20 protein-coding genes and 1 tRNA gene are annotated in these 20,481 nt (G+C 71.5%); 11 read left to right on the top strand and 10 right to left on the bottom strand.

Going from position 1 to position 20,481, the window contains the following annotated elements:
- Positions 1 to 2 precede the first annotated feature (2 nt).
- Together EDF40_RS15765 and EDF40_RS15760 are read left to right on the top strand one after the other, a co-directional pair.
- Entirely contained in the window at positions 3 to 881 is an 879-nt protein-coding gene (locus EDF40_RS15765) for an amino acid ABC transporter permease (protein WP_123340817.1), read from the top strand.
- A complete protein-coding gene (locus tag EDF40_RS15760) occupies positions 878 to 1,654 on the top strand; it encodes an amino acid ABC transporter ATP-binding protein (protein ID WP_123340816.1) in 777 nt (258 codons plus the stop codon). Before EDF40_RS15765 ends, EDF40_RS15760 begins: the two co-directional genes overlap by 4 nt.
- 163 nt (positions 1,655 to 1,817) lie before the next feature.
- On the opposite strand, the gene EDF40_RS15755 is transcribed toward EDF40_RS15760, so the two are convergent.
- Entirely contained in the window at positions 1,818 to 2,783 is a 966-nt protein-coding gene (locus tag EDF40_RS15755) for an NAD(P)H-quinone oxidoreductase (protein WP_123340815.1), read from the bottom strand.
- A gap of 113 nt (positions 2,784 to 2,896) precedes the next feature.
- Here EDF40_RS15755 and EDF40_RS15750 point away from each other — a divergent pair, with 113 nt between their 5' ends.
- Both EDF40_RS15750 and EDF40_RS15745 read left to right on the top strand, forming a co-directional pair.
- Complete coding sequence (locus tag EDF40_RS15750; RefSeq protein ID WP_123293354.1) at positions 2,897 to 3,307, top strand: hypothetical protein; 411 nt, start codon at positions 2,897 to 2,899, stop codon at positions 3,305 to 3,307.
- Positions 3,307 to 3,789 carry a hypothetical protein gene (locus EDF40_RS15745; RefSeq protein ID WP_123340814.1) on the top strand — a complete coding sequence of 161 codons (483 nt, stop codon included), beginning with the start codon at positions 3,307 to 3,309 and terminating at the stop codon, positions 3,787 to 3,789. The genes EDF40_RS15750 and EDF40_RS15745 overlap by 1 nt, the downstream gene beginning before the upstream one ends.
- Before the next feature lie 74 nt (positions 3,790 to 3,863).
- On the opposite strand, the gene EDF40_RS15740 is transcribed toward EDF40_RS15745, so the two are convergent.
- From EDF40_RS15740 to EDF40_RS15725, 4 genes are all read right to left on the bottom strand, one after another.
- Positions 3,864 to 4,742 carry an aldo/keto reductase gene (locus EDF40_RS15740; protein WP_123340813.1) on the bottom strand — a complete coding sequence of 293 codons (879 nt, stop codon included), beginning with the start codon at positions 4,740 to 4,742 and terminating at the stop codon, positions 3,864 to 3,866.
- A 145-nt stretch (positions 4,743 to 4,887) separates the two neighbouring features.
- Complete coding sequence (locus tag EDF40_RS15735; protein ID WP_123340812.1) at positions 4,888 to 6,135, bottom strand: FAD-dependent oxidoreductase; 1,248 nt, start codon at positions 6,133 to 6,135, stop codon at positions 4,888 to 4,890.
- Positions 6,136 to 6,372: 237 nt separating this feature from the next.
- On the bottom strand, positions 6,373 to 6,840 hold the full coding sequence (locus EDF40_RS15730; RefSeq protein ID WP_111086304.1) for a DUF6264 family protein: 468 nt from the start codon (positions 6,838 to 6,840) through the stop codon (positions 6,373 to 6,375).
- A gap of 10 nt (positions 6,841 to 6,850) precedes the next feature.
- Positions 6,851 to 7,723 carry a CoA ester lyase gene (locus tag EDF40_RS15725; RefSeq protein WP_111086303.1) on the bottom strand — a complete coding sequence of 291 codons (873 nt, stop codon included), beginning with the start codon at positions 7,721 to 7,723 and terminating at the stop codon, positions 6,851 to 6,853.
- Between the two features lie 140 nt (positions 7,724 to 7,863).
- Here EDF40_RS15725 and EDF40_RS15720 point away from each other — a divergent pair, with 140 nt between their 5' ends.
- Both EDF40_RS15720 and EDF40_RS15715 read left to right on the top strand, forming a co-directional pair.
- Positions 7,864 to 11,736: an ATP-binding protein gene (locus EDF40_RS15720; RefSeq protein ID WP_123340811.1), complete on the top strand. Its 3,873-nt coding sequence runs from the start codon at positions 7,864 to 7,866 to the stop codon at positions 11,734 to 11,736.
- A gap of 314 nt (positions 11,737 to 12,050) precedes the next feature.
- Positions 12,051 to 12,635: a CDP-alcohol phosphatidyltransferase family protein gene (locus tag EDF40_RS15715; RefSeq protein WP_123340810.1), complete on the top strand. Its 585-nt coding sequence runs from the start codon at positions 12,051 to 12,053 to the stop codon at positions 12,633 to 12,635.
- A gap of 161 nt (positions 12,636 to 12,796) precedes the next feature.
- Here EDF40_RS15715 and mscL read toward each other — a convergent pair whose 3' ends face one another.
- From mscL to EDF40_RS15700, 3 genes are all read right to left on the bottom strand, one after another.
- Positions 12,797 to 13,297: a large conductance mechanosensitive channel protein MscL gene (mscL, locus tag EDF40_RS15710; RefSeq protein WP_123340809.1), complete on the bottom strand. Its 501-nt coding sequence runs from the start codon at positions 13,295 to 13,297 to the stop codon at positions 12,797 to 12,799.
- Positions 13,298 to 13,368: 71 nt separating this feature from the next.
- Positions 13,369 to 13,653 carry an FmdB family zinc ribbon protein gene (locus tag EDF40_RS15705; RefSeq protein WP_123293362.1) on the bottom strand — a complete coding sequence of 95 codons (285 nt, stop codon included), beginning with the start codon at positions 13,651 to 13,653 and terminating at the stop codon, positions 13,369 to 13,371.
- 1 nt (position 13,654) lies between these two features.
- Positions 13,655 to 14,239, bottom strand: coding sequence for a 5-formyltetrahydrofolate cyclo-ligase (locus EDF40_RS15700; RefSeq protein ID WP_123293363.1), 585 nt, complete (start codon positions 14,237 to 14,239; stop codon positions 13,655 to 13,657).
- Positions 14,240 to 14,354: 115 nt separating this feature from the next.
- On the opposite strand from EDF40_RS15700, the gene galU reads away from it, so the two are divergent.
- The 4 genes from galU to EDF40_RS15680 all read left to right on the top strand — a co-directional run bounded on the left by galU (position 14,355) and on the right by EDF40_RS15680 (position 17,314).
- Positions 14,355 to 15,245: a UTP--glucose-1-phosphate uridylyltransferase GalU gene (gene galU, locus EDF40_RS15695; RefSeq protein ID WP_123340808.1), complete on the top strand. Its 891-nt coding sequence runs from the start codon at positions 14,355 to 14,357 to the stop codon at positions 15,243 to 15,245.
- Between the two features lie 87 nt (positions 15,246 to 15,332).
- Positions 15,333 to 15,992 (top strand): GNAT family N-acetyltransferase, encoded by a 660-nt coding sequence (locus EDF40_RS15690; RefSeq protein WP_111086296.1) that lies wholly within the window; start codon positions 15,333 to 15,335, stop codon positions 15,990 to 15,992.
- Between the two features lie 73 nt (positions 15,993 to 16,065).
- Entirely contained in the window at positions 16,066 to 17,157 is a 1,092-nt protein-coding gene (locus EDF40_RS15685; protein ID WP_123340807.1) for a hypothetical protein, read from the top strand.
- An 81-nt stretch (positions 17,158 to 17,238) separates the two neighbouring features.
- A tRNA-Ala gene (locus EDF40_RS15680) sits at positions 17,239 to 17,314 on the top strand.
- Positions 17,315 to 17,482: 168 nt separating this feature from the next.
- Here the strand turns inward: EDF40_RS15680 and EDF40_RS15675 are convergent.
- Entirely contained in the window at positions 17,483 to 17,866 is a 384-nt protein-coding gene (locus tag EDF40_RS15675) for a hypothetical protein (protein WP_123340806.1), read from the bottom strand.
- A gap of 110 nt (positions 17,867 to 17,976) precedes the next feature.
- On the opposite strand from EDF40_RS15675, the gene EDF40_RS15670 reads away from it, so the two are divergent.
- Positions 17,977 to 19,020 (top strand): amidase domain-containing protein, encoded by a 1,044-nt coding sequence (locus tag EDF40_RS15670; protein ID WP_185003139.1) that lies wholly within the window; start codon positions 17,977 to 17,979, stop codon positions 19,018 to 19,020.
- A gap of 81 nt (positions 19,021 to 19,101) precedes the next feature.
- Here EDF40_RS15670 and EDF40_RS15665 read toward each other — a convergent pair whose 3' ends face one another.
- Positions 19,102 to 20,331: a hypothetical protein gene (locus tag EDF40_RS15665; protein ID WP_185003136.1), complete on the bottom strand. Its 1,230-nt coding sequence runs from the start codon at positions 20,329 to 20,331 to the stop codon at positions 19,102 to 19,104.
- Positions 20,332 to 20,481: the final 150 nt, after the last annotated feature.

Genomic DNA, 20,481 nt, shown 5'->3' with positions numbered 1-20,481 from the left:
GCATGACCGTGCCAGCAGGCGCCGGCACCCCGGTGGCCGCAGCAGCGCCGAGCCAGGTCGAGCTCGAACGTCGGCTCTACCGCCGGCAGCGTGGACGCCGGTCGATCGTGGTGTCGGTGGTGTCGACGCTCGTGGTGATCGCGATCGCCTACTTCGGCGTCGTGAACACTCCCGGCTGGGCAGCGGTCCAGCAGTCGTTCTTCGACCCGCAGACCGCGATCGACACGTTCCCGGACATCCTGCTGGGCCTCTGGCTGAACGTCCGGATCCTGTTCTTCAGCGCCATCGGCGTCGCCGTGTTCGGCACGCTGCTCGCAGTGGTGCGGGGGCTGCGGAACCCGGTCTTCTTCCCGCTGCGGATGCTCGCGACCGGGTACACGGACCTGTTCCGCGGCCTGCCGCTCATCATCGTGCTGTACCTGGTCGGCTACGGGATCCCGGGCCTCGGGGTGTTCCCGCGGTTGCCCGCCGAGGTCTGGGGCACCCTCGCGATCGTCCTGACGTACTCGTCGTACATCGCCGAGGTCCTGCGTGCCGGCATGGAGGCCGTGCACCCCTCGCAACGTCTGGCCGCCCGGTCGCTCGGGCTCTCGCACGCCAAGACCCTGCGGCTCGTGGTGCTGCCGCAGGCGATCCGCAAGGTCACGCCGGCACTGATGAACGACTTCGTCTCGATGCAGAAGGACGTCGGCCTGGTGTCGATCCTCGGCGCCGTCGACGCGGTCCGTTCGGCGCAGATCGCGCAGGCGGAGACCTACAACTTCACGCCGTACTTCGTCGCGGGGCTGCTGTTCGTGGTGATCAGCCTGCCGCTGATCCGCGTCACGGACGCGATCGCGCGCCGCCAGCAGCGGCGCGAGCAGATCGGAGGGACCGTATGAGCGAGGTCGGCCAGGAGGCCCGTGGCGCGTCGGGTGCGGACGCTGCGGTCCTCGAGCTGCGCGGGTTGCGCAAGGCCTTCGGCGAGCACGAGGTCCTGCGCGGCATCGACCTGACGCTGCACCGCCACGAGGTCATCTGCGTCATCGGAGCGTCCGGCTCGGGCAAGTCGACCCTGCTCAAGACGGTGAACCTGCTCGAGGGCATCGACGACGGCGAGATCCTGCTGCAAGGGACCGACATCGCCGATCCCCGCATTGCCGTCGACGGCGTCCGGGCGCGGATCGGCGTGGTCTTCCAGCAGTTCAACCTGTTCCCGCACATGCGCGTGCTCGACAACGTGACGCTCGCCTCGCGGCAGGTGCACGGCGTCGGCCGGGCCGAGGCCGAGGCGACCGCGCGTCGGCTGCTCGAACGGATCGGGCTCGCGGAGTTCGCCGACGCCTACCCGGACCGGCTCTCCGGCGGCCAGCAGCAGCGTGTGGCCATCGTCCGGGCGATCGCGTCCGACCCCGAGCTCCTGCTGCTCGACGAGGTCACGAGCGCCCTCGACCCCCAACTCGTCGGCGAGGTGCTCGACCTGGTCACCGAGCTGAAGCGGCAGGGGTCGACGATCCTGATGACCACACACGAGATGCACTTCGCGCGGAACGTGGCCGACCGGATCGTGTTCCTGCACCGGGGCGAGGTCGTCGAGCAGGGCGTCCCCGCCGAGGTCCTCGACGCCCCGCAGCACCCGGCGCTGGTCGAGTTCCTCTCCCGCGTCCACGCCTGACCGTTCCGGCGGAGCCGTGGCAGCCGTGGCAGCCGAGCGCCGAGCGCCGCGCCCCGCGCCCCACGCCGGCCATCGCGCCCCGGTGTGCGGGGGCGCAGTGTCCGCAGCGGGGCGCGACGTCGACCGGCCAGCTCCGCGACCCGGGCGCAGCCCGCCCACGCGCCTAGAGCGTCAGCAGCACCTTCCCGACGACCTCGCCGTCGCGGACCTTCCGGTGCGCCTCCTCGACCTCGGCGAGCGGCAGGACGGTGTCGATCACCGGTCGGACGCTGCCGTCGGCGACGAAGGGCCAGACGTGCTCACGGACGGCGGCGACGATCGCGGCCTTCTCGGCGAGCGGCCGGGCGCGCAGGGTCGTCCCGCTGATCGACGCCCGCTTCCGCATCAGCGCGCCGAGGTCGAGCTCGGCGGTGCTGCCGCTGCCCGAGGCGATGACGGCGATGTGCCCGTTGGGTGCGAGCGCCTGCAGGTTCCGCGCCAGGTAGGACGGTCCGACGACGTCGAGCACCACGTCGACCCCGACGCCGTCCGTGAACGCGAGGACGCGCTCCACGAAGTCCTCGGTGCGGTGGTCGACCACCAGATCGGCACCCAGGTCACGCGACGCCTGGACCTTTCGGTCACCGCCGCTCGTCGCGATCACCGTGGCACCGAGGGCCTTCGCCCACAGGACGGCGTGCGAGCCCATGCCGCCTGTGCCACCGTGCACGAGCAGGGTCTGCCCGGGGCGGAGTCCGGCGAGCATGCCGATGTTCGAGTACACGGTGCAGGCCGCTTCGGGCAGGCCGGCAGCCTCGACCAGGTCGACCGAGTCGGGGACCGGCAGCACCTGCGTCGCGGGAGCGACGACGAGCGAGGCGTAGCCGCCGCCCGACAGCAGGGCGCACACGCGGTCGCCGACGGACACCGAGGTCACCCCGTCGCCGAGGGCCCGGACGGTGCCGGAGACCTCGAGCCCGAGGACCTCCGAGGCCCCGGGCGGCGGCGGGTAGTTCCCCGCACGCTGCTGCAGGTCGGCGTTGTTCACCCCGGCGGCGGCGACCTCGATGAGCACCTCGCCCGCGGCGGGCACCGGGTCGGGCAGGTCGGTCACGGACATGGTGGTGTCGTCGAACGTGATGGCGCGCATGCCTCGACGGTACGCCGGGCGGCCGGTCATCCTGTGAGTGCCCCATGTACGCTCGATGACGGATCTGCACCTCATCCGGGGGAGTGCGGACCGATCGAGGGGGACTCTCCACCATGCCGAAGAACAAGCTCATCGCGCTCGCCACCGCCGGCCTCGCGCTCACCCTGCTCGCCGGTTGCTCGACCGGGCCGTCGAAGGCCGACCAGTGCACCCAGTTCGAGAAGACGGTCAAGTCCGCCGCCGAGGGCGTGCAGTCCGAAGCCGCGAACCTGCAGTCCGACCCGGACGCCGCCGTCACGAAGCTCAAGGAGCTCGACGAGAAGATCTCCGACGGCGTCGACGACCTGTCGGACGACGCCCTGCAGGACAAGGGCGAGGCCTTCGAGGACGCCTACGGCGACCTCGTCGACCAGATCGAGGACATCGCGAAGGACCCGCAGTCGGCCGACGTCTCGGCGCTCACGAAGTCCAGCACCAAGGTGCAGGACGCCGGCAACGCCTTCCAGAAGGAGTGCAACTCCTGATGCGCCGCACCCTCACCGCGGTGACCACGGCGCTCGTCGCCGTGGCGATGCTGGCGGGCTGCTCCGGCGGCTCGTCCGGCGACGGCGGCTCGTCCGACGGCGGCGCCTCGACGGAGACGTCGAAGACGTCTGCCCCGTCGAGGACGTCGGCCGCCGCCGCGCAGACGAAGACCGAGGCGTGTGCCCTGGTCGAGAACGAGCTCAAGTCGTTCATCGCCGAGCAGACGTCGTCCTCAGCACCGGCGGACCCCGCAGCACGGGCGAAGCTCGTCGGCGAGTTCACCGACCGTCTCGACGCGGCGCTGCCGAAGGTCACCAACGACGACGTCCACGACGCCTTCGAGGACTTCACCGAGGACGCGAAGGAGTACGCCTCGGCGCTCACCTCCAGCGGCTCGAGCGACTCCGCCGAGGCGAAGGGCGCCCAGACCGACGTGCAGTCCTCGCTGAACGAGGTCTCGGCGGTCTGCCCGAGCAACTAGTCGCCACACCAGGTCCCGACACCACGACGCCCCGCAGCTCCGACCGGAACTGCGGGGCGTCGTCGTGGGACTGCTCAGACGGCCGCCGGCTGCGACGCGTCCAGACGGGCGACGTCCTCCGGTCGCAGCTTCACGGTCGGTGCGGTCAGCGAGTTGAGGATCGACTGCGGCCGCGAGGCCCCGGGGATCGGGACGACCACGTCGCTCTTCTGCAGCTCCCACGCGAGCGCGATCACCTGCGGGGTCACGCCGCGGTCGCGTGCGATGTAGGCAAAGTCCTCATAGGCGGTGCCGAGGTCGGCGGCGTTCGCGATGCCCCCGAGCGGGCTCCACGGCAGGAACGCGATCCCGAGCTCGTCGCAGAGCTGGAGTTCCGGCTCGCTCGACCGGAACTTCGGCGAGAACTGGTTCTGCACCGAGGCGAGTCGGCCGTCGAGGACCTCGTTCGCCGTCCGGATCTGGTCGGGGTCCGCGTTCGAGATGCCGGCCATCCGGATGACGCCCTCGTCGAGCAGCTCGCCGAGCGCGCCGACCGACTCGGCGTACGGGACGGCGGGGTCCGGACGGTGGAACTGGTACAGGCCGATCGCCTCGACGCCGAGGCGCTTCGCCGATGCCTTCGCCGCCTGCTTCAGGTACTCGGGGTGGCCGTTCTGCGCCCAGGCGCCGGCCTCCGGTCGCAGGTGTCCGCCCTTCGTGGCGATGAGGATCGACTCGGTGTCGCCGTGGAACTCGCGGACCGCCCGGGCGATGAGCTCCTCGTTGTGCCCCACCTCGTCGTGGGCGGCCAGGTGGTACGCGTCCGCGGTGTCGATGAGCGTGACACCGTTCTCGAGCGCGGCGTGGATGGTCGCGATGGACTGTCGTTCGTCGGGTCGGCCCTCGATCGACATGGGCATCCCGCCCAGACCGATGGCGCTGACCGACACGTCTCCGATGACTCGTTGCTTCATGGCCCCAGCATGCGCCGGGGGTGCGCGGTCGCGCACAGGGTGCGTCGCGCAGTGGTGGTGACCGCCCGCCGACCGGGAGGCCCGTGGCGGCCCCGCCCCGCGCCTCCCGTCCGCCGTCCGGCCCCGTCCACCGCGCCCGCTCCGTTCAGCGCCGCGCCCAGCTGGGCGCGTGCTCCGGCAGCGGCCCGAAGGCGATGCCCCGGGCGTAGAGGCCCCGCGACGGCGGCACGTACCGGGCGAGCAGCACGGGCAGCAGCGGTGGCCCGTCCTGCAGCCGTCCGGCGAAGGCCCGCTCGAACACGACGCGGTGCAGCACAGCCTGCGCCGACTGGACGATCACTGCGGGCGGCCTCCGACGACGCTGCACCGCGGCCAGCGCACCGTCCAGCCCCGCACCACCGAGCCCGTGCCGCAACGACGGAACCAGGATCGCGGCCGTCGCCACGGCGTCCTGCACCGCGAGGTTGATCCCCACCCCACCCGCGGGCGACATCGCGTGCGCCGCGTCGCCGATGCACAGCAGCCCCGGCCGCCACCACCGCCGCAACCGGTCCATCCGGACGTCGAGCACGTGCACGTCGCCCATCGACCCGATCGTGTCGACCCGGTCGGCGAAGTCCGGACGGAGCCGGGCCACCCGCTCCCGGAAGGCAACCACGCCCTCGGCCCGCAGCGTCGCGTCCGAGCCCTTCGGGGCGAAGTAGGCGACCTGGTGGTAGTCGGGCCGCGGGAAGCTCAGCAGCACGTCCTTCCCCGAGAACGCGGGGGTCAGGGCGCTCGCCGCGTCGCCCGACCGCCGGGGGAGCCGGAACCACCAGGTGTCGAACGGCACCGGGAACGCCCGCGGCACGAGCCCCGCTGCCCGGCGCAGGACCGAGTTCCGTCCGTCGCACGCGATCACGACGTCGGCGCGGAGCTCCTCGGGTTCGCCACTGCCGTCGCGCGTGCGGAGGTGGACCCCGGTGACGGTGCCGTTCTCCTCGATGAGCCCGGTCGCCGCGCGGCCCATCGCGATGTCGAACGACGGTTCCTGCCGGGCAGCGGTCACGAGCAGGTCGAGCAGGTCCCACTGCGGCACCATCGCCACGTGGTCGTACGGAGGATCGAGCCGTGAGAAGTCGCCGAGCAGCAGCCGTGACCCGTCGGGCATCGGCAGGGAGAAGTCGTCGAGCCGTGACTGCGGCAGGGCCCGGAAGCGCTCGCCGAGGCCGAGCTCGTCGAGCAGCCGGATCGTCGAGGCGTGCACGGTGTCGCCCCGGAAGTCCCGGTTGAAGTCGTCGTGCTGCTCGACGACGCGCACGGCGATGCCGGCCCGGGCGAGCAGCAGCCCGAGGACGACCCCGGCGGGGCCGCCACCGACGACCGCGACCGTCGTCCGCGACACCGTCACCATGCCGTGGACGCTACGCCGTGTCGGACGGGAGGCCCGTGGCCGTGTCCGCCACGGGCCTCCCGTCCGTCGCCGCGTCGCCTCTGCCCACGCGACGCGGTGCGACACCGTCGACGTCGACGATGTCGCTGCTGCGCGCGCGCAACTGGTTGCGGTCGCAACGAACGACGAACTCGTTGTCGTACGACGTCGATGGTGTCGTTCGGAGTCGGTCCGGCGAGGCGCGGGTGCGCGACGGGGCTAGGCGCTCGCGGACACCGAGGACGACGCGGTCTCGTCGTCGGCGGCGTTCGCGAAGACGACCCCGCCCCACGTGATGACGGCGATCGCGAGCACGAAGCCGACCGCGGCGATCCACCACGACGACTTCCGACGGATCCACGCGCCGATCGCCAGCACGATCGTGGCGACGCCGATCACGAACGCGCCGCCGACGGCGATGGCCGTGCCGCCGATGTACCCGCCGGGCGAGCACCCGGCCGAGGCATCGCAGGTCGCGGTCGCCGAGATGACCGCGATGATGCCGACGACGGCGGTGACGATCGTCATCACGGCACCGAAGGCCAGCAGCAGCACGGTGGAGATCCGGTCGGCGAGCTTCGCCGGCGGGAACAACGTGGTGCCGCTGCGCTCCCAGGCCGCGCGCTGCGGGTCCTGGGGGCCGGGCGAGGACTGCGGCGGACCGCCGGGGACGTTGGACCAGGTCATGGGAGCAGTCCTACCGCGCTTCGACGCCGAACGCCTGTGCGAGCCGCTGGATCTTCTGCGCCCGACCCAGGCGGGGCAGGTCGGAACCGTCGCGGATGACCTTGCCGCGGGCCTCGAAGTCGTCCAGGAAGTCCTGCGCCCAGGCGACGTCGGTCGGGGTGGGGGAGATGACCTCGTTGATGACGGGCAGCTGCTCGGTGTCCAGGCAGAGCTTGCCGGTCAGGCCGAGTGACACCGCGACCTGGGACTGCTCGCGCAGGATCGGGTGCGACGACCCCACCGTCGGGCCGTCGATCGGGCCGGGCAGGTCGCCGACGCGCGAGGCGACGACGAGCTTCGACCGCGGGTACGCCATCGCCAGGGTGTCGGCGCTCGTGCCGGTGTCGCGGCGGTAGTCGCCGGAGCCGAACGCGAGCCGGAACGCGCCCTGGGCCCGCGCGATCGAGACGGACTCCTCGATGCCGAGCGCCGACTCGACCAGGGCGATCACCGGGGTCTGGCCGCCGAGCCGGTGCCACGTGTCGGTGACCTGGGCCGGGGACTCGGTCTTCGCGAGCATCACGCCCTGCAGCCCGGGCAGGCCGCGGAGCTCCTCGACGTCGTCGGCCCAGAAGTCGGTCGTGACGTCGTTGATCCGGACCCAGGCTTCGCCGCCTCCGGCCAGCCACGCGGCGACGCCCTGCCGTGCCGAGGGCTTGGCGGCAGGGTCGACGGCGTCCTCGATGTCCAGGATGATCTGGTCGGCGCGGGACCGCTGGGACTTCTCGAACCGGTCGGTCGCGGTGCCGGAGACGAGCAGCCACGAGCGGGAGATCTCGGCGGGGACCGATCGACGCCGGTTCGGCGTGGGGGCGGACGGGGTGGTGCGGTCGTCGATGGCCATGCCCCGTTGGTACCACATCGGGCGGGTCGGGCGCGGACCGGAGTGCTTCACCGTGCACCGGAAACCCCGAAACCTCGGTTCATTGCCAGAGAGGGCGCTCGTTCCCGCCTACAGTGTCGGATGTGTGGCGAGCGGACAGGGTGACCGACGGTGAGGACGACGTGAACGACGACGTCCCCGTCGAGGGTGCCCACGAGCGCCCGGATGACGAGCGAGACGACCGCGGCCAGCGAGACCACCGCGACGAGCGAGACGACCGAGACGAGCAGCAGGACGTGGACGAGGACCGGACCGACGACGAACCGGACCGCACGCTCCGCCCGGAACTGCAGCTGACCAGCCCGCAGGCGATCAGCCTCGGCGACCCCCGGCTGCAGGCGGGCAACGCGGCCGAACCGACGTGGGACGGCTGGCGCGGCCAGCTCACCGGCGTCGGCGGCACGAGCCCGCTCACCCACTTCAGCGACCACCCCCGCGCGCGCATCGAACTGTCGACGACGCACCCGGGCGGCCTCGCGCAGTTCATCACCGGCAAGACCACCCTGCTGTCCAGCCTGATCCGCGACGAGGTGGCGCTCCGTGCGGCCCGCGTCGCGGCCGGCCAGGTCGAGGCGAAGGGCACCGAGCTCGCCACCGTGCGCGGGATCGACGCCGTGAAGCTCGGCATCGGCATGGCGGACTGGAAGCACGGCGACGAGCAGTTCCGCGGCCCGGTGCTCCTGCGCCCGCTGGCGATCCGCCGCCACGGCCGTGACTTCGAGGTCCGGCTCCTCGGCGAACCCGTGCTCAACCCGGGTCTCGCCGATGCCCTGCACGAGCAGTTCGGCGTCATCCTCGACGCGCAGTCCTTCGTGGCGCTCGCGCAGCAGGACGGCTCGTTCACGCCGAACCCCGTCATCGACCGGCTGCGTGGCCTGACCGCGCACATCCCCGGCTTCTCCGTGCACGCCCGGCTCGTGGTCTCCACGTTCGCCGAGGTCGCGACCGGCCTGGTCGAGGACACCGGTGACCTGTCCCACCCCGTGCTCGACGCCCTGGCCGGCAACCCGAGCGCCAAGTGGCAGGTCGAGCAGTCGTACCACCCGGTCGAGCAGACCCCGTCGGACGAGCGCAGCCCGGAGACCGACACCCTGCTGCTCGACGCCGACGACGAGCAGGAGAACGTGATCGCGCAGATCGCGGCCGGCAACTCCATCGTCGTCAAGACCCTGCCCGGCACCGGTGGAACCCAGACGATCGTGAACGCCCTGGGCGGCCTGGTCGCCGCCAACAAGCGCGTCCTCGTCGTGAGCCCGCGCCGTGCGACCCTGCGGGGCATCGCCGCGCGCTTCGGCGAGGTCCAGCTGCCCGGCGTCGCGGTCACGCCCTCGACCCTGCGCCGTGACGTCGTCCGTGCGATCGCCCGGAACGAGAAGGCGGCTCGTCCGAACCTGCGCGAGGTCGACGACGCCCTGGTCCGGCTCCGCAAGGTCCTGAAGGACTACCGCGGTTCGCTCACCCGCAAGGACGCCGACTTCGGCGTCTCGGTGCTCGACTGCCTGGTCGAGCTCTCGCGCCTGTCGCTCCTGCCTGTCCCGCCGTCGACGACCGCGCGGCTGTCGAAGCGGTCCGTGGCGTCCATGGTCGAGGGGCGCTCGCGCGTCGCCGAGACGATGGTCAGCGCGGCCAACCTCGGCGAGTTCCGCTACGGCCCCGACGACTCGCCCTGGTACGGCGCGAAGTTCTCCACCAGCGACGGCGCCCAGCGTGCCCACCGCATCGCGAAGGACCTCGACTCCGACGGGCTGCCGACGCTGCTCCGCCGCGCGCACGACCTCGTGAGCTCGACGCACATGCGCCAGTTCACGACGATCAACGAGCTCGGCATCTACCTGCGCCTGCTCACCGAGATCCGTGACACCCTCGACCGCTTCCTGCCGGTGGTCTTCGACCGCTCGGTGTCGGAGCTCGTCGCCGCCACCGCCCCACGTGGCGAGGGCGCTCCGATGTCGTCGACGAACCGCCGTCGCCTGAAGAAGCTCGCTCGTGAGTACGTCCGCCCCGGCGTGCACGTCTCCGACCTGCACGAGGCCCTGACCCGGGTGCAGCAGCAGCGCGTGCTGTGGCAGCGCTACGTCGCGGCCGGCGTGAACCCCGAGGTGCCCACGGGGATCGCGGACGTGCAGGTGCTGTTCTCGAACGTCGCCGAGGACCTCGCGCGGCTCGACGAGCCGCTCGGCCGGACCGAGCGCGACCGTCAGCTCGCGAACACCCCGGTCGACCAGCTCGTCCCCACCATCGCCGAGCTCGCGGCCGAGTCCGACGTCCTGCACAACCTGCAGGAGCGCACCGAGCTCATGCAGACCCTGCGCGACCTGCAGCTCGAGCCGCTCATCACCGACCTGGCGAACCGCCACGTGCCGGACCTGCAGGTACCGGCCGAGCTCGAGCTCGCCTGGTGGCAGTCCGCCCTCGAGACGATGCTCGAGTCCGACCGGGCGCTGCTCGGCGCGAACACCGACATGCTCGACCGGGTCGAGGCCGACTTCCGCCTCGTTGACGACGCCCACGCGGCCGGGGTCTCCCAGGGCCTGGCGTGGCAGCTCGCCGAGAACTGGAAGGTCGGACTCGTCGACTGGCCGGAAGAGGCCACGGCGCTGAAGACCCAGCTGCGCGAGGGTGCGATCACCTCGCGGCTGCTCCAGGACTCCGCACCGCACCTGTCCCGGTCGATCGCACCCGTGTGGCTCGCGAGCCCGTACGAGGTGTCGCAGATCGCCGACACGATGCCGTTCGACACCGTGATCCTGGTCGACGCCGGCGCCGTGACCATCGCCGAGACCGTCGGAGCCGTCCGCCGTGCGCGCCAGACCGTCGTCTTCGGTGACCCCGTCACGCAGACGCCGTCGCCGTTCCGCATCGCGGTCGACCCCGAGCACCGTGCGCTGCAGGTCGACGAGGGCACCCTCGACGCCTTCCACGCCGACTCCGCCCTGGCGAAGCTCTCCACGCTGCTGCCGACCCTGTCGCTCTCGCGGTCGTACCGCGCCGGCGGCGAGGACCTGGCCGAGCTCGTGAACCGTCGCTTCTACGGCGGCAAGATCGAGTCGCTGCCGTGGGCCGGCTCGTTCCTCGGGCACGGCTCGATCGCGCTCGACTACGTCAGCGACGGCAAGGCCGTGCCGGACCCCGAGTCCGGCGCCGTCGAGAGCGTCGACGCCGAGGTGGACCGCGTGGTGCGCCTCGTCATCGACCACGCCCGCACCCGCCCGTCCGAGTCGCTCATGGTCATCACCGCCTCGGCGAAGCACGCCGTGCGCGTCGAGCAGGCCGTGCTGACCGCGGCGCAGGGCCACAAGGACCTGACCGAGTTCGTCATCGGCGACCGCGCCGAGCCGTTCATCGTGGCGACGCTCGAGCAGTCGGTGGCGCAGAGCCGCGACCGCGTCGTGTTCTCCATCGGCTACGGCCGCACCCCGCACGGCCGTGTCCTGCGCGACTTCGGTCCGCTCGGCAAGCCCGGCGGCGAGCGGCTGCTGGCGGTCGCGATGACCCGTGCACGCCGCTCGATGGTGATCGTGACGTGCTTCCAGCCGTCCGACATCGAGGCCGAGCGCATGGGCCACGGCACCGTCGCCCTCGCCGAGATCCTCGCCGAGGTGCGTGCGCGCACCACCGCCGAGTACGTGCCGGACGACTCCGACCCGCTGCTCGTCGACCTGGCCCGCCGACTCGAGATGCGCGGCATCCCGGTCGCGCTCGGACATCGCGGCAAGCTCGGCCTGGTGGCCGCGCACGGCGGGGTCTGCGTCACGATCGAGACCGACGCGTCGCTGGTCAAGGGGTCGCTGCGCGAGTCGCTCCGCCTCCGCCCGGAGGTCCTGCGCCGACTCGGATGGCACTACGTCCGCGTGCACGCGTTCCAGCTGTTCTCCGACCCGGACCGCGTCGCGAACACCGTCGCAGCCGTGCTCGGTGTCGACCGTGGCGCCACGCAGGAGATCTCGATCCCCCCGATCCCCGCACGCCGATGACGGACCGGCCGAGCCGGCGGGCCTCCCGGCCCGCCGGTCCGGTCACGCCGGAGACGGACCAGCTGGTGGGCACGTGGACGCGAGCCGACGACGCGTCGTCAGCCGCGCCTCCCGTCCGGTCAGCGTCTCCGGAACGCGACACGGACGCCCTGTCGGGAGGCCCGGTGCGGCGCCGCAGACGCGTCACCACCCAGCCGGTGCCGGGTTCGGACCCCACCCCCGCACCGGAGCCGGCGCGGCACGGAACCGGCGAGAACGATGTCCGTCTCCGGGCGGACGTCCCGCCCCACTGGTAGCAGGTAGCCTGGCCTGCGATGACTGACACCGTGCGGGAGCGCCCCGACTGGCAGACCTGGCCGAACCTGATCTCGCTGTTCCGGCTGCTGCTGATCCCGGTCTTCGTGTGGCTCGTCGTCGCCGGACACCCGGGCTGGGCGTTGGTCGCACTCGTCGTCATCGGCGTGAGCGACTGGGCGGACGGCTTCATCGCACGCAAGTTCGACCAGGGCTCGAAGCTCGGCAAGGCGATCGACCCCGTCGCCGACCGACTCGCCATCATCGCGATCGTGCTGTCGCTCGTGCTGACCGGCCTGCTGCCGTGGTGGGTCGTCGCCGTCGTCGTGCTCGTCGACCTGGTGCTCGTGGTGCTCTCCAGCGTGCTGTTCCACGGCAACCCGGACCTCGACGTCACGTGGACCGGCAAGACCCGCTCCGCGCTGCTCTTCGTGGGCCTGCCGGTGCTGCTGTTCTCGGCCGTGCACGCCGTCGACGAGAACGCGCCGTGGGTGCGGGTCGTCGCGCTGGTCTTCGTCTACCTCGGCACCGTGGGCCACGTCCTGGCGGGCATCCAGTACGCGACGGCGATGTTCGCCAAGCGCCGCCGCGTCACCGCCGCCTGACGGCACCCCTGCCGCCCCGTGACGCCGGCTGCGGCCGGTAGCGCACGATCGCACCCGGTAGCGCACGATCGCGCCCGCGAACGGGCATCGCGCCCCGAAGAGTCGGGGCGCGATGACCGTGGAGGGGCGCGATCGCGGCGCCGTCGGCGGGGACGACCCTGCTAGAGCTTCGTCGAGCCGCCGATACCGGGTCCCTCGGGAGCGGTGCTCGGCGCGATGTGTGCGCCGGTCCCCGTGCTCGTCGGGACACCGTTCTGGGAGCGCAGCAGGTCGCGGATCTCGAGCAGCACCTCGACGTCCGTCGGGGGCACGTCCTGCGGGGTCTGCTCCTCGTCGTTCTTGACGCGCTCGAACGCCACCTTCTTCAGGTGGTTCACGGGCACGACGAGGGCGAAGTACACGACGGCGGCGACGATCACGAAGTTGATGACCGCGCCGATGATCGCGCCGAACAGGATCTTCGCGCTTCCGCCGGAGACCGTCGGGATGGACCAGACGAGCGCCTTGTCGAGGCTCGACGCGTTGAAGACCGCGCCGATCAGGGGGTTGATGAGGCTGGTGACGATCGCGGTGACGATCGCGGTGAACGCAGCACCGATGACGACTGCGACGGCCAGGTCGATGACGTTGCCGCGGAGCAGGAACTCCTTGAAGCCCTTCACGGGACTCCTTCCGGTCGAGGACAGTCGCCGGACGGCGACCCCAACAACCTATCGGCGAGGAGTGCTCGTGGTCAGGAGGCGCTGGGCTTCGGCGTGCTCGGCTTCGACTCGGTCTTCGCCGGGGTGGACTTCGTCTCCGACTTGGCCGGCGTGCTCGACGAGCCCTCGGACTTCGGCGCCGGGCGGGAGTCGGTGCGGTAGAAGCCGCCGCCGTTGAACGTCACGCCGACGGGGGAGAACACCTTGCGCAGGACACCGCCGCACACCGGGCACTCGGTCAGGGTGGCGTCGGAGAACGACTGCTTGATGTCGAACGCGTTGTCGCACTCGGTGCAACGGTACGAGTAGGTGGGCACGTCAGCTCCGGAACGTGATGATGCGCGACGGCGTGATGATGCCGTCAACGGGTTCGTCGTGGGGTTCGCGCGGGACCTCGTCGAGGTACTCCGCGTCGAAGATCACAGCATAGACGGGCGGGCGCTTCGCCATTGACCCGAGGGTCTTGTCGTAGTAGCCGCGACCCCAACCCATCCGGACGCCGTCGTGCCCGACCGCGGCCGCGGGGGCGAGGATCGCGTCGACGTCGTTGATGGCGATCGGGGACAGGACCTCGCCGACGACCTCCGGCATGCCGAAGATGCCCTCGGTCTCGCTCTCACCGTCGCCGACCGCCCAGTCGAGCAAGCCGTCCTCGCGCGTGACCGGCAGGAGCACCCGGATGTCGTGCGCGAACGCCCAGTTCAGGAACGGCCGGACGTTCGGCTCGTCCGACGCCGACAGGTACAGCGCGAGCGAGGTGACCTGGCGCTCCTCGGCGAAGCGCTGCAGGGTCGCGGTGAGCGCCGCACTGTCCGCGTCGCGTTCCGTCGTGGTCCGGGTGCGCCGCCGCTGCCGGAGTTCGGCTCGCAGGGCGCGCTTCTCGTTCCCGAGATCAGCGATCATGCGCAGGAGTCTACCGAGCGCATCCGTTGCGGCTTCCCGCCGGGAAACGCGCTGATGCCGTGTCCCCAGTAGCGATGACATGCCCCGGAAACCCGGATCGGATACGGTCTGGGGCATGGGCTTCCAGATTTCCAAGGCGGTGATCCCAGCGGCAGGGCTGGGCACTCGCTTCCTCCCCGCGACCAAGGCGATGCCGAAGGAGATGCTCCCCGTCGTCGACAAGCCAGCGATCCAGTACGTGGTGGAAGAGGCTGTCGGCGCAGGACTCACCGACGTCCTGATGATCACGGGCCGCAACAAGAACGCACTCGAGAACCACTTCGACCACGTGTCGGAGCTCGAGGAGACCCTCAAGAAGAAGGGTGACCACGAGAAGCTGCAGAAGGTCAACCAGTCGACGGACCTCGCCGACATGCACTACGTGCGCCAGGGTGACCCGCTCGGCCTCGGCCATGCGGTGCTCCGCGCGAAGATGCACGTCGGGCGCGAGCCGTTCGCCGTGCTCCTCGGTGATGACATCATCGACGCCCGCGACCCGCTGCTCAAGCGCATGATCGAGGTCCAGGGCGAGAAGAACGCCACGATCGTGGCGCTGCTCGAGGTCCCCGAGTCGCAGACCCACCTGTACGGCATCGCCACGGTCGAGCCGACCGACACCGACGACGTCGTGAAGATCACCGGGCTCGTCGAGAAGCCCCCGCAGGGTGAGGCGCCCTCGAACCTGGCCATCATCGGCCGCTACGTCATCCGCCCCGAGGTCTTCGACGTCCTCGAGAAGCAGGAGCCCGGCAAGGGCGGCGAGATCCAGCTCACCGACGCACTCATGAAGATGGCGAGCGCCGAGGAGTGGACCGGCGGCGTGTACGGCGTCGTGTTCCGTGGACGCCGGTACGACACCGGTGACAAACTCGACTACATCAAGGCGATCGTGCAGCTCGCCTCGGACCGCGAAGACCTCGGCCCCGACCTCAAGTCGTGGCTGAAGGAGTTCAACGCGGGCGAATGAGTCGGCCATCCCGCCCGGGACCGTGCACACGGACCCGGGCGGGACACCCCGTCCCGCACAGCGGCGGGATCCCGGAGGAACCAAGCGATGACGACGATCCCGACCCTGTCCCACGGGCGGGTCACCATCCGGCCCCTCCGGCTCCGTGACACGCGCGACCTCGACCTCGCGCTCGCGTCGAACCGTTCGTGGCTCCGCACTTGGGAGGCCACGAACCCCTCAGGACACGTCTCCACCGACGTCCGCGGCAGCATCCGCGCGCTCCAGGCCAACGCCCGCGCGGGACTCGGACTGCCGTTCGCGATGGAACTCGACGGTCGGTTCGTCGGGCAGCTCAACGTCTCCGGCATCACCTACGGGTCACTGGCCAGCGCCTCGATCGGCTACTGGGTCGTCGAGGACGCCGCCGGACACAACGTGACCCCGATCTCGGTCGCCCTCGCCGTCGACCACTGCTTCCGCGCGGTCGGCGTGCACCGCATCGAGATCTGCATCCGGCCCGAGAACGCCCCGTCCCTGCGGGTCGTCGAGAAGCTCGGGTTCCGGTACGAAGGGCTGCGTCGCCGGTACATCCACATCAACGGGGACTGGCGCGACCACTTCTGCTTCGCGCTCGTCGCCGAGGAGGTCCGCGAGGGCGTCCTCGAGCGCTGGGTCCGCGGGCAGGTGCCACCCGGCCTCGGTGCCGTGCCGCTCGCCGCCCGCGACGAAGCCGCCCTGCCGATCACCACCACGCCCCGGCTGTAGATTCCGCCGCGACACGCGCAACACGCGTTCCGCAATCACGCGACGGGGATACCCCCGCCCCTACCGTGTCCCCATGGCAGGAATCGGCTCGTGGGGTGGCGGCATCGTCCTGCTCGTCGCGGCCGTCCTCTGGCTCGTCTACCTGATGCCCTCGTGGGCCGCCCGACGCCAGTACCTCGCCACCGAACGCAACGCGATCCGGTTGCAGCAGACCCTGCGGATCCTGGCGCAGACCGCTGAACTGCCCGACGAGGTCCGTGTCGAGATGAACGCGAAGTCCCTGGCCGAGGCGCAGCGCGTCGCCCGGTCCGAAGAGGCCAAGCGCACCGCGATCGTCCGCGCCCACGAGGCCGCACGCCAGCGCGAGATCACCCGCCGGCTCGCCGAGCAGGCCCCCGTCCTCGAGCGTGCGTCGTCGGTGCCCGCACTGACCGCGATGCGCATGCGACGCTCCCGGCTCGGAGCCACCCTGTTCGGCACGCTCGGCGTCGTCGTCGCACTCGTCGTCTTCGTCGCGTCACCCGCCCTGTGGCTCGTCGGTGTCGCGGGGCTCCTCGCCGCGGGTGGGTCCGCAGCGGTCCTGGCCCAGCTGCACCAGGTGGCGACGGCACGGAAGACCCGTGTCGCGGCGGCCGAGGCGGGCGCGACCCGTGCCTCCCGGCCCGCGAGCACGTGGACGGACCCGGCGCCGCCGCTGTCGACCGATCAGTCCGCAGAACCCGCGCAGGACCGCAGCTGGACCCCGAACCGGGTGCCGAAGCCGCTGTACGTGGAGCGTCCGACAGCGCCCGCTGCCTCGCCGGAGTCGTCGGCCGAGCTCGCCGCGCGACTCAAGGAGCGCGTTGCCGAGGCCAAGGCCGAGGCCGAGGCGGAAGCTGCTGCCATCCGCGCAGGCGAGGCCGACCCGTCACTCGCCACCGTGTCCCGGATGCGTCCGGAGCTCGAGGACGCTGCCGCGTCGCTGTCCGCCCACGACCAGGGGCGTCTCGCCGAGCGGCTGGGGCTGCGTGCTCCCGCCGTCCCGGAGCTCGTCGCCGAGACGCCGGACGAGCCGACCACGCCGCCGGGCCCGCCGAGCAAGTGGGCCGGCATGGGCGTCCTGGACGACGACGCGTACCAGCAGGCCGATCTCGACGCGATCATGCGCCGGCGCCGCGCGGTCTGACCCGCGGCATCAGCGGCACGCCGAACGGCTGTCCACGATTTCGGATCGGCCGAACGGTGGTGCTAGTGTGATCGAGCACTTGGGGCTATGGCGCAGTTGGTAGCGCGTCTCGTTCGCAATGAGAAGGTCAGGGGTTCGAATCCCCTTAGCTCCACCAGGTAGCAACACGAACGGCCCGGAACCCACAGGTTCCGGGCCGTTCTGCGTTCGGGGCCGACGGGGCCTGACGAGCACGCGTTTCGCGACGATCCACGAGTCGTTCGTCGCGTGTCCTGTCGGAGAACGGGTGCGGACGGGCCGGACGCGTGCCGGTGACGCGACCGTGTCAGCTCGCGAAGCTGTCCGTCAGGACACCCGCCTGCGCGAAGGACGTGTGGATCGCGTTCGCGGCCTGCTCGAAGGCGCGGTTGCCACGCGAGATCCCGATCGCCCCGCCCTTGATCGCGGACTTGCCGGAGCCGCGCAGCAGTCGAGCGACGGTGCGGCCGTCCGCGGTGACCATGATCTGCACGTCGAGCCGGGTGTGGAAGGTGCGGTCGTTCGCGAGCCCGCCGATGAGCAGCGTCAGGCCCATGCTGCCGCGCGTGGCCCGGAGTGCGCCCTGTTCGGCGTCGTCGACGGTGTAGCCCTCGCGGGCGAGGGCCTCGCGCACCCGTGCTCGGGCGGTCTCGGGGTCGGTGGCGACGAAGAAGTCGTGGCTCTCGGGCATGGTCTGTGATCCTCTCGAACGTGTCCGTGCGGACACGGAGGACGCTCGCCCCCCCGGAGACGATCATGCCGTGTCGGAACGTCAGGTGCGTCGCTTACGCTGGCTGTGTCATGACTGCCTCGATGAACCGCCGCGCACTCCTGTCCCTCGCCGGTGTCGCCGGGATCGGCCTCGCGGTCGCTGCGTGCTCGTCCGGCAGCGACGATGCCGGCAAGAAGGACGGCAGCAAGGGTCCGGCCGGCGGCGAGACGACGTCGGCCCCGTCCGCGAAGCCGGTGGCGAAGTCCCTCACCCCGGCGCAGGTCCCGCTCGTCGGCGGCGTCACGGTCACCGTCGCGGGGACCGGCCTCGCCGCGGTCAAGGGCGTCACGGTCGGCGGGGTGGCCGCGCGCGACGTCACGGCCACGGGCACGAAGGTCACCTTCACGGCCCCGCACCAGGCGATGTACACCGCTGGTGACGCCGCCGTGGCGCTCTTCACCGAGTCGATCGAGCCGAGCCCGTCCGCCAACCAGTCGTCCGACGGCAACGGCAGCGCCGCGAACGACGGGCAGACCGGCGCGACGCAGGACTCGGCCACGGCGACACCGACCCCCACGGCTGCGCCGGTGCCCGATGCGTCCACCGCGGTGGCGACGTCGTCGATGGCCTACGCCGCGCTGACCGACGTCGACCGGCAGCTCCAGTACGCGATGGCGCACTGGAAGGACTACAACCTGTCCGAGTACGGCACCATGAACCCGATCGGCGGTGACTGCGCGAACTACGTCTCCCAGACGCTCATCGCCCGCGGTTGGGAGCAGCGCTCCGACTGGTACAACCGGGCCGCCGGCGCGGAGCACAGCGCCACGTGGACGTACTGCCCGACGATGGACCCGTGGCTCGAGACGAACGCCGCGGAGTTCGGTCTGACGCGTCGGAGCTCGGACGAGCGCGACAAGGTCAAGGTCGGCGACATCGTGTTCTACGACTGGAACGCGAACGGATCGCCGGACCACACCACCATCGTGTCCGAGGTCTTCACCGAGTCCGACGGCACCATCCGCATCAAGTCGGCGAGCCACAACCAGGACGGCCCGTACCGCGACCTCGACGAGATGATCACGGTGCAGCACCCGGGCGGGACGGCCTGGTTCCACACCTTCGACGCGTAGCCCGATGGGCCCGCGCAGCGCTCAAGCGCACCGCGAGCAGCTCAGGCGCACCGGGAGCAGCTCAGGAACACCCCGAACAGCTCAGGGGTACCCGAGGAACCAGAGCAGCACGATCGCAACGGGCTGCAGGCACACCCCGACCACGAGCCACGTCACCGCTCGCCGCCGCGTCCGGACGAACACGTCCGACCCGAGCAACGGCGCCATCGGCATGAGCAGCCGCGGCAACGACTGCTGCGGCAGGAACACCGCGACCAGGTACAGCCCGTACGACGCCGTGAACGCGAGGACGTCCGGCCCGAGGGCCCGGGTACTCCTGCGCGAGAAGAACCACACCGCCCCGACGAGCACCGCGACGACGAGCACGATGCCGAGCGGTCCGAGCCACGTCGAGGCCATCGTGAACCACGGCGTCAGCGGCGCGAAGTGCTGTCGCCCGACGAACCCCACCCACCACGACAGTTCGGTGTCCAGGTAGGCGTTCGGCCGCCCGGTCACCGCCGAGGCGATCACCGGCCACGCCAGACCCGCCGCCGCGACGACGAGGCCGGACGCCACGATCGTGATGCGGTCACGCCACGGGAACACCTCGGCAGGTCGAGCAGACCGGCGGGACCCGACCCACCGGACGACCAGGTGCACGGCCAGCGCCACCGCCAACGCGAGGACCCCGGGTTTCGTGAACGCCGCGACCACCCCGAGCGGCGCGATCAGCCAGTACCGACGCCGCACCAGCGCCAGCAGCGCGCCGAACAGCAGCACGAGCAGCAGGCTCTCGGCGTAGGCGACCTGCAGCAGGAACCCGGTCGGCGCGAACGCGAACAGTGCCGTGGCCCAGCGGGCCCGGTGCGAGCAGCCCACCGCGAGCACGAGCCGGTACAGCAGGACGCAGGCCCCGGCGCCCGCGATCGTCGCGACGAGCACGCCCGCGACCCAGAACGACGCCCCCGTCAGGGCCATGACGGCGCGCACGATGGCCGGGAACACCGGCAGGAACGCCCAGGCGTTCGGCGCGACGTGGCCCGCGTCGTCGAGGGGGAGTGTGGCCGGGTACCCGTGCTCCGCGATCGTCCGGTAGAACGAGGCGTCCCACGATCCGGAGAACGTGAAGAACGACGGGTCCTGCCGGTACGACGCGAACGTCCAGTCGTTCGCGGTCGCCAGCACGTACATGGTGGCGAGCAGCAACGTGCTCACCAGGCGCGAGGCGGCCCAGATGAGCAGGGGCGCGGTCCACGCGCTGCGGGGTCCGGTCAGCAGGCTGCGCACCCCCGACCGGGAGGCCCGGCTCGTCTCCGCCACGCTCGTCACCCGCCCGATCCTCGCAGACCAGGGCACGTGCCCGCGCCAGCGGGCGGCCGTGCGTCGGGCCGCGCGCCGACCTGCGTGCATCGTGAGCAGCGGTGGTCGGGTCCGCCTGCCGGACCCGACCACCGCTGCTCACGAAGTGCGGGCCTCCCG

Source organism: Curtobacterium sp. PhB170 (genome assembly GCF_003752345.1).
In the GTDB taxonomy this organism is placed as follows: Bacteria; Actinomycetota; Actinomycetes; order Actinomycetales; family Microbacteriaceae; genus Curtobacterium.
Note: the sequence above shows the minus strand (reverse complement) of the source record. Positions and strands in the feature narration are given on the sequence as shown.

Coding starts and splice junctions, on each gene's coding strand:
- EDF40_RS15725 (WP_111086303.1), bottom strand. CDS start 7,723: ATGGCCATCGACGACCGCACCACCCCGTCCGCCCCCACGCCGAACCGG.
- EDF40_RS15675 (WP_123340806.1), bottom strand. CDS start 17,866: ATGCCCGAGAGCCACGACTTCTTCGTCGCCACCGACCCCGAGACCGCC.
- EDF40_RS15740 (WP_123340813.1), bottom strand. CDS start 4,742: ATGAAGCAACGAGTCATCGGAGACGTGTCGGTCAGCGCCATCGGTCTG.
- EDF40_RS15690 (WP_111086296.1), top strand. CDS start 15,333: ATGACGACGATCCCGACCCTGTCCCACGGGCGGGTCACCATCCGGCCC.
- EDF40_RS15750 (WP_123293354.1), top strand. CDS start 2,897: ATGCCGAAGAACAAGCTCATCGCGCTCGCCACCGCCGGCCTCGCGCTC.
- EDF40_RS15730 (WP_111086304.1), bottom strand. CDS start 6,840: ATGACCTGGTCCAACGTCCCCGGCGGTCCGCCGCAGTCCTCGCCCGGC.
- EDF40_RS15765 (WP_123340817.1), top strand. CDS start 3: ATGACCGTGCCAGCAGGCGCCGGCACCCCGGTGGCCGCAGCAGCGCCG.
- EDF40_RS15735 (WP_123340812.1), bottom strand. CDS start 6,135: ATGGTGACGGTGTCGCGGACGACGGTCGCGGTCGTCGGTGGCGGCCCC.
- EDF40_RS15670 (WP_185003139.1), top strand. CDS start 17,977: ATGACTGCCTCGATGAACCGCCGCGCACTCCTGTCCCTCGCCGGTGTC.
- galU (WP_123340808.1), top strand. CDS start 14,355: ATGGGCTTCCAGATTTCCAAGGCGGTGATCCCAGCGGCAGGGCTGGGC.
- EDF40_RS15745 (WP_123340814.1), top strand. CDS start 3,307: ATGCGCCGCACCCTCACCGCGGTGACCACGGCGCTCGTCGCCGTGGCG.
- EDF40_RS15755 (WP_123340815.1), bottom strand. CDS start 2,783: ATGCGCGCCATCACGTTCGACGACACCACCATGTCCGTGACCGACCTG.
- EDF40_RS15760 (WP_123340816.1), top strand. CDS start 878: ATGAGCGAGGTCGGCCAGGAGGCCCGTGGCGCGTCGGGTGCGGACGCT.
- EDF40_RS15685 (WP_123340807.1), top strand. CDS start 16,066: ATGGCAGGAATCGGCTCGTGGGGTGGCGGCATCGTCCTGCTCGTCGCG.
- EDF40_RS15700 (WP_123293363.1), bottom strand. CDS start 14,239: ATGATCGCTGATCTCGGGAACGAGAAGCGCGCCCTGCGAGCCGAACTC.
- EDF40_RS15715 (WP_123340810.1), top strand. CDS start 12,051: ATGACTGACACCGTGCGGGAGCGCCCCGACTGGCAGACCTGGCCGAAC.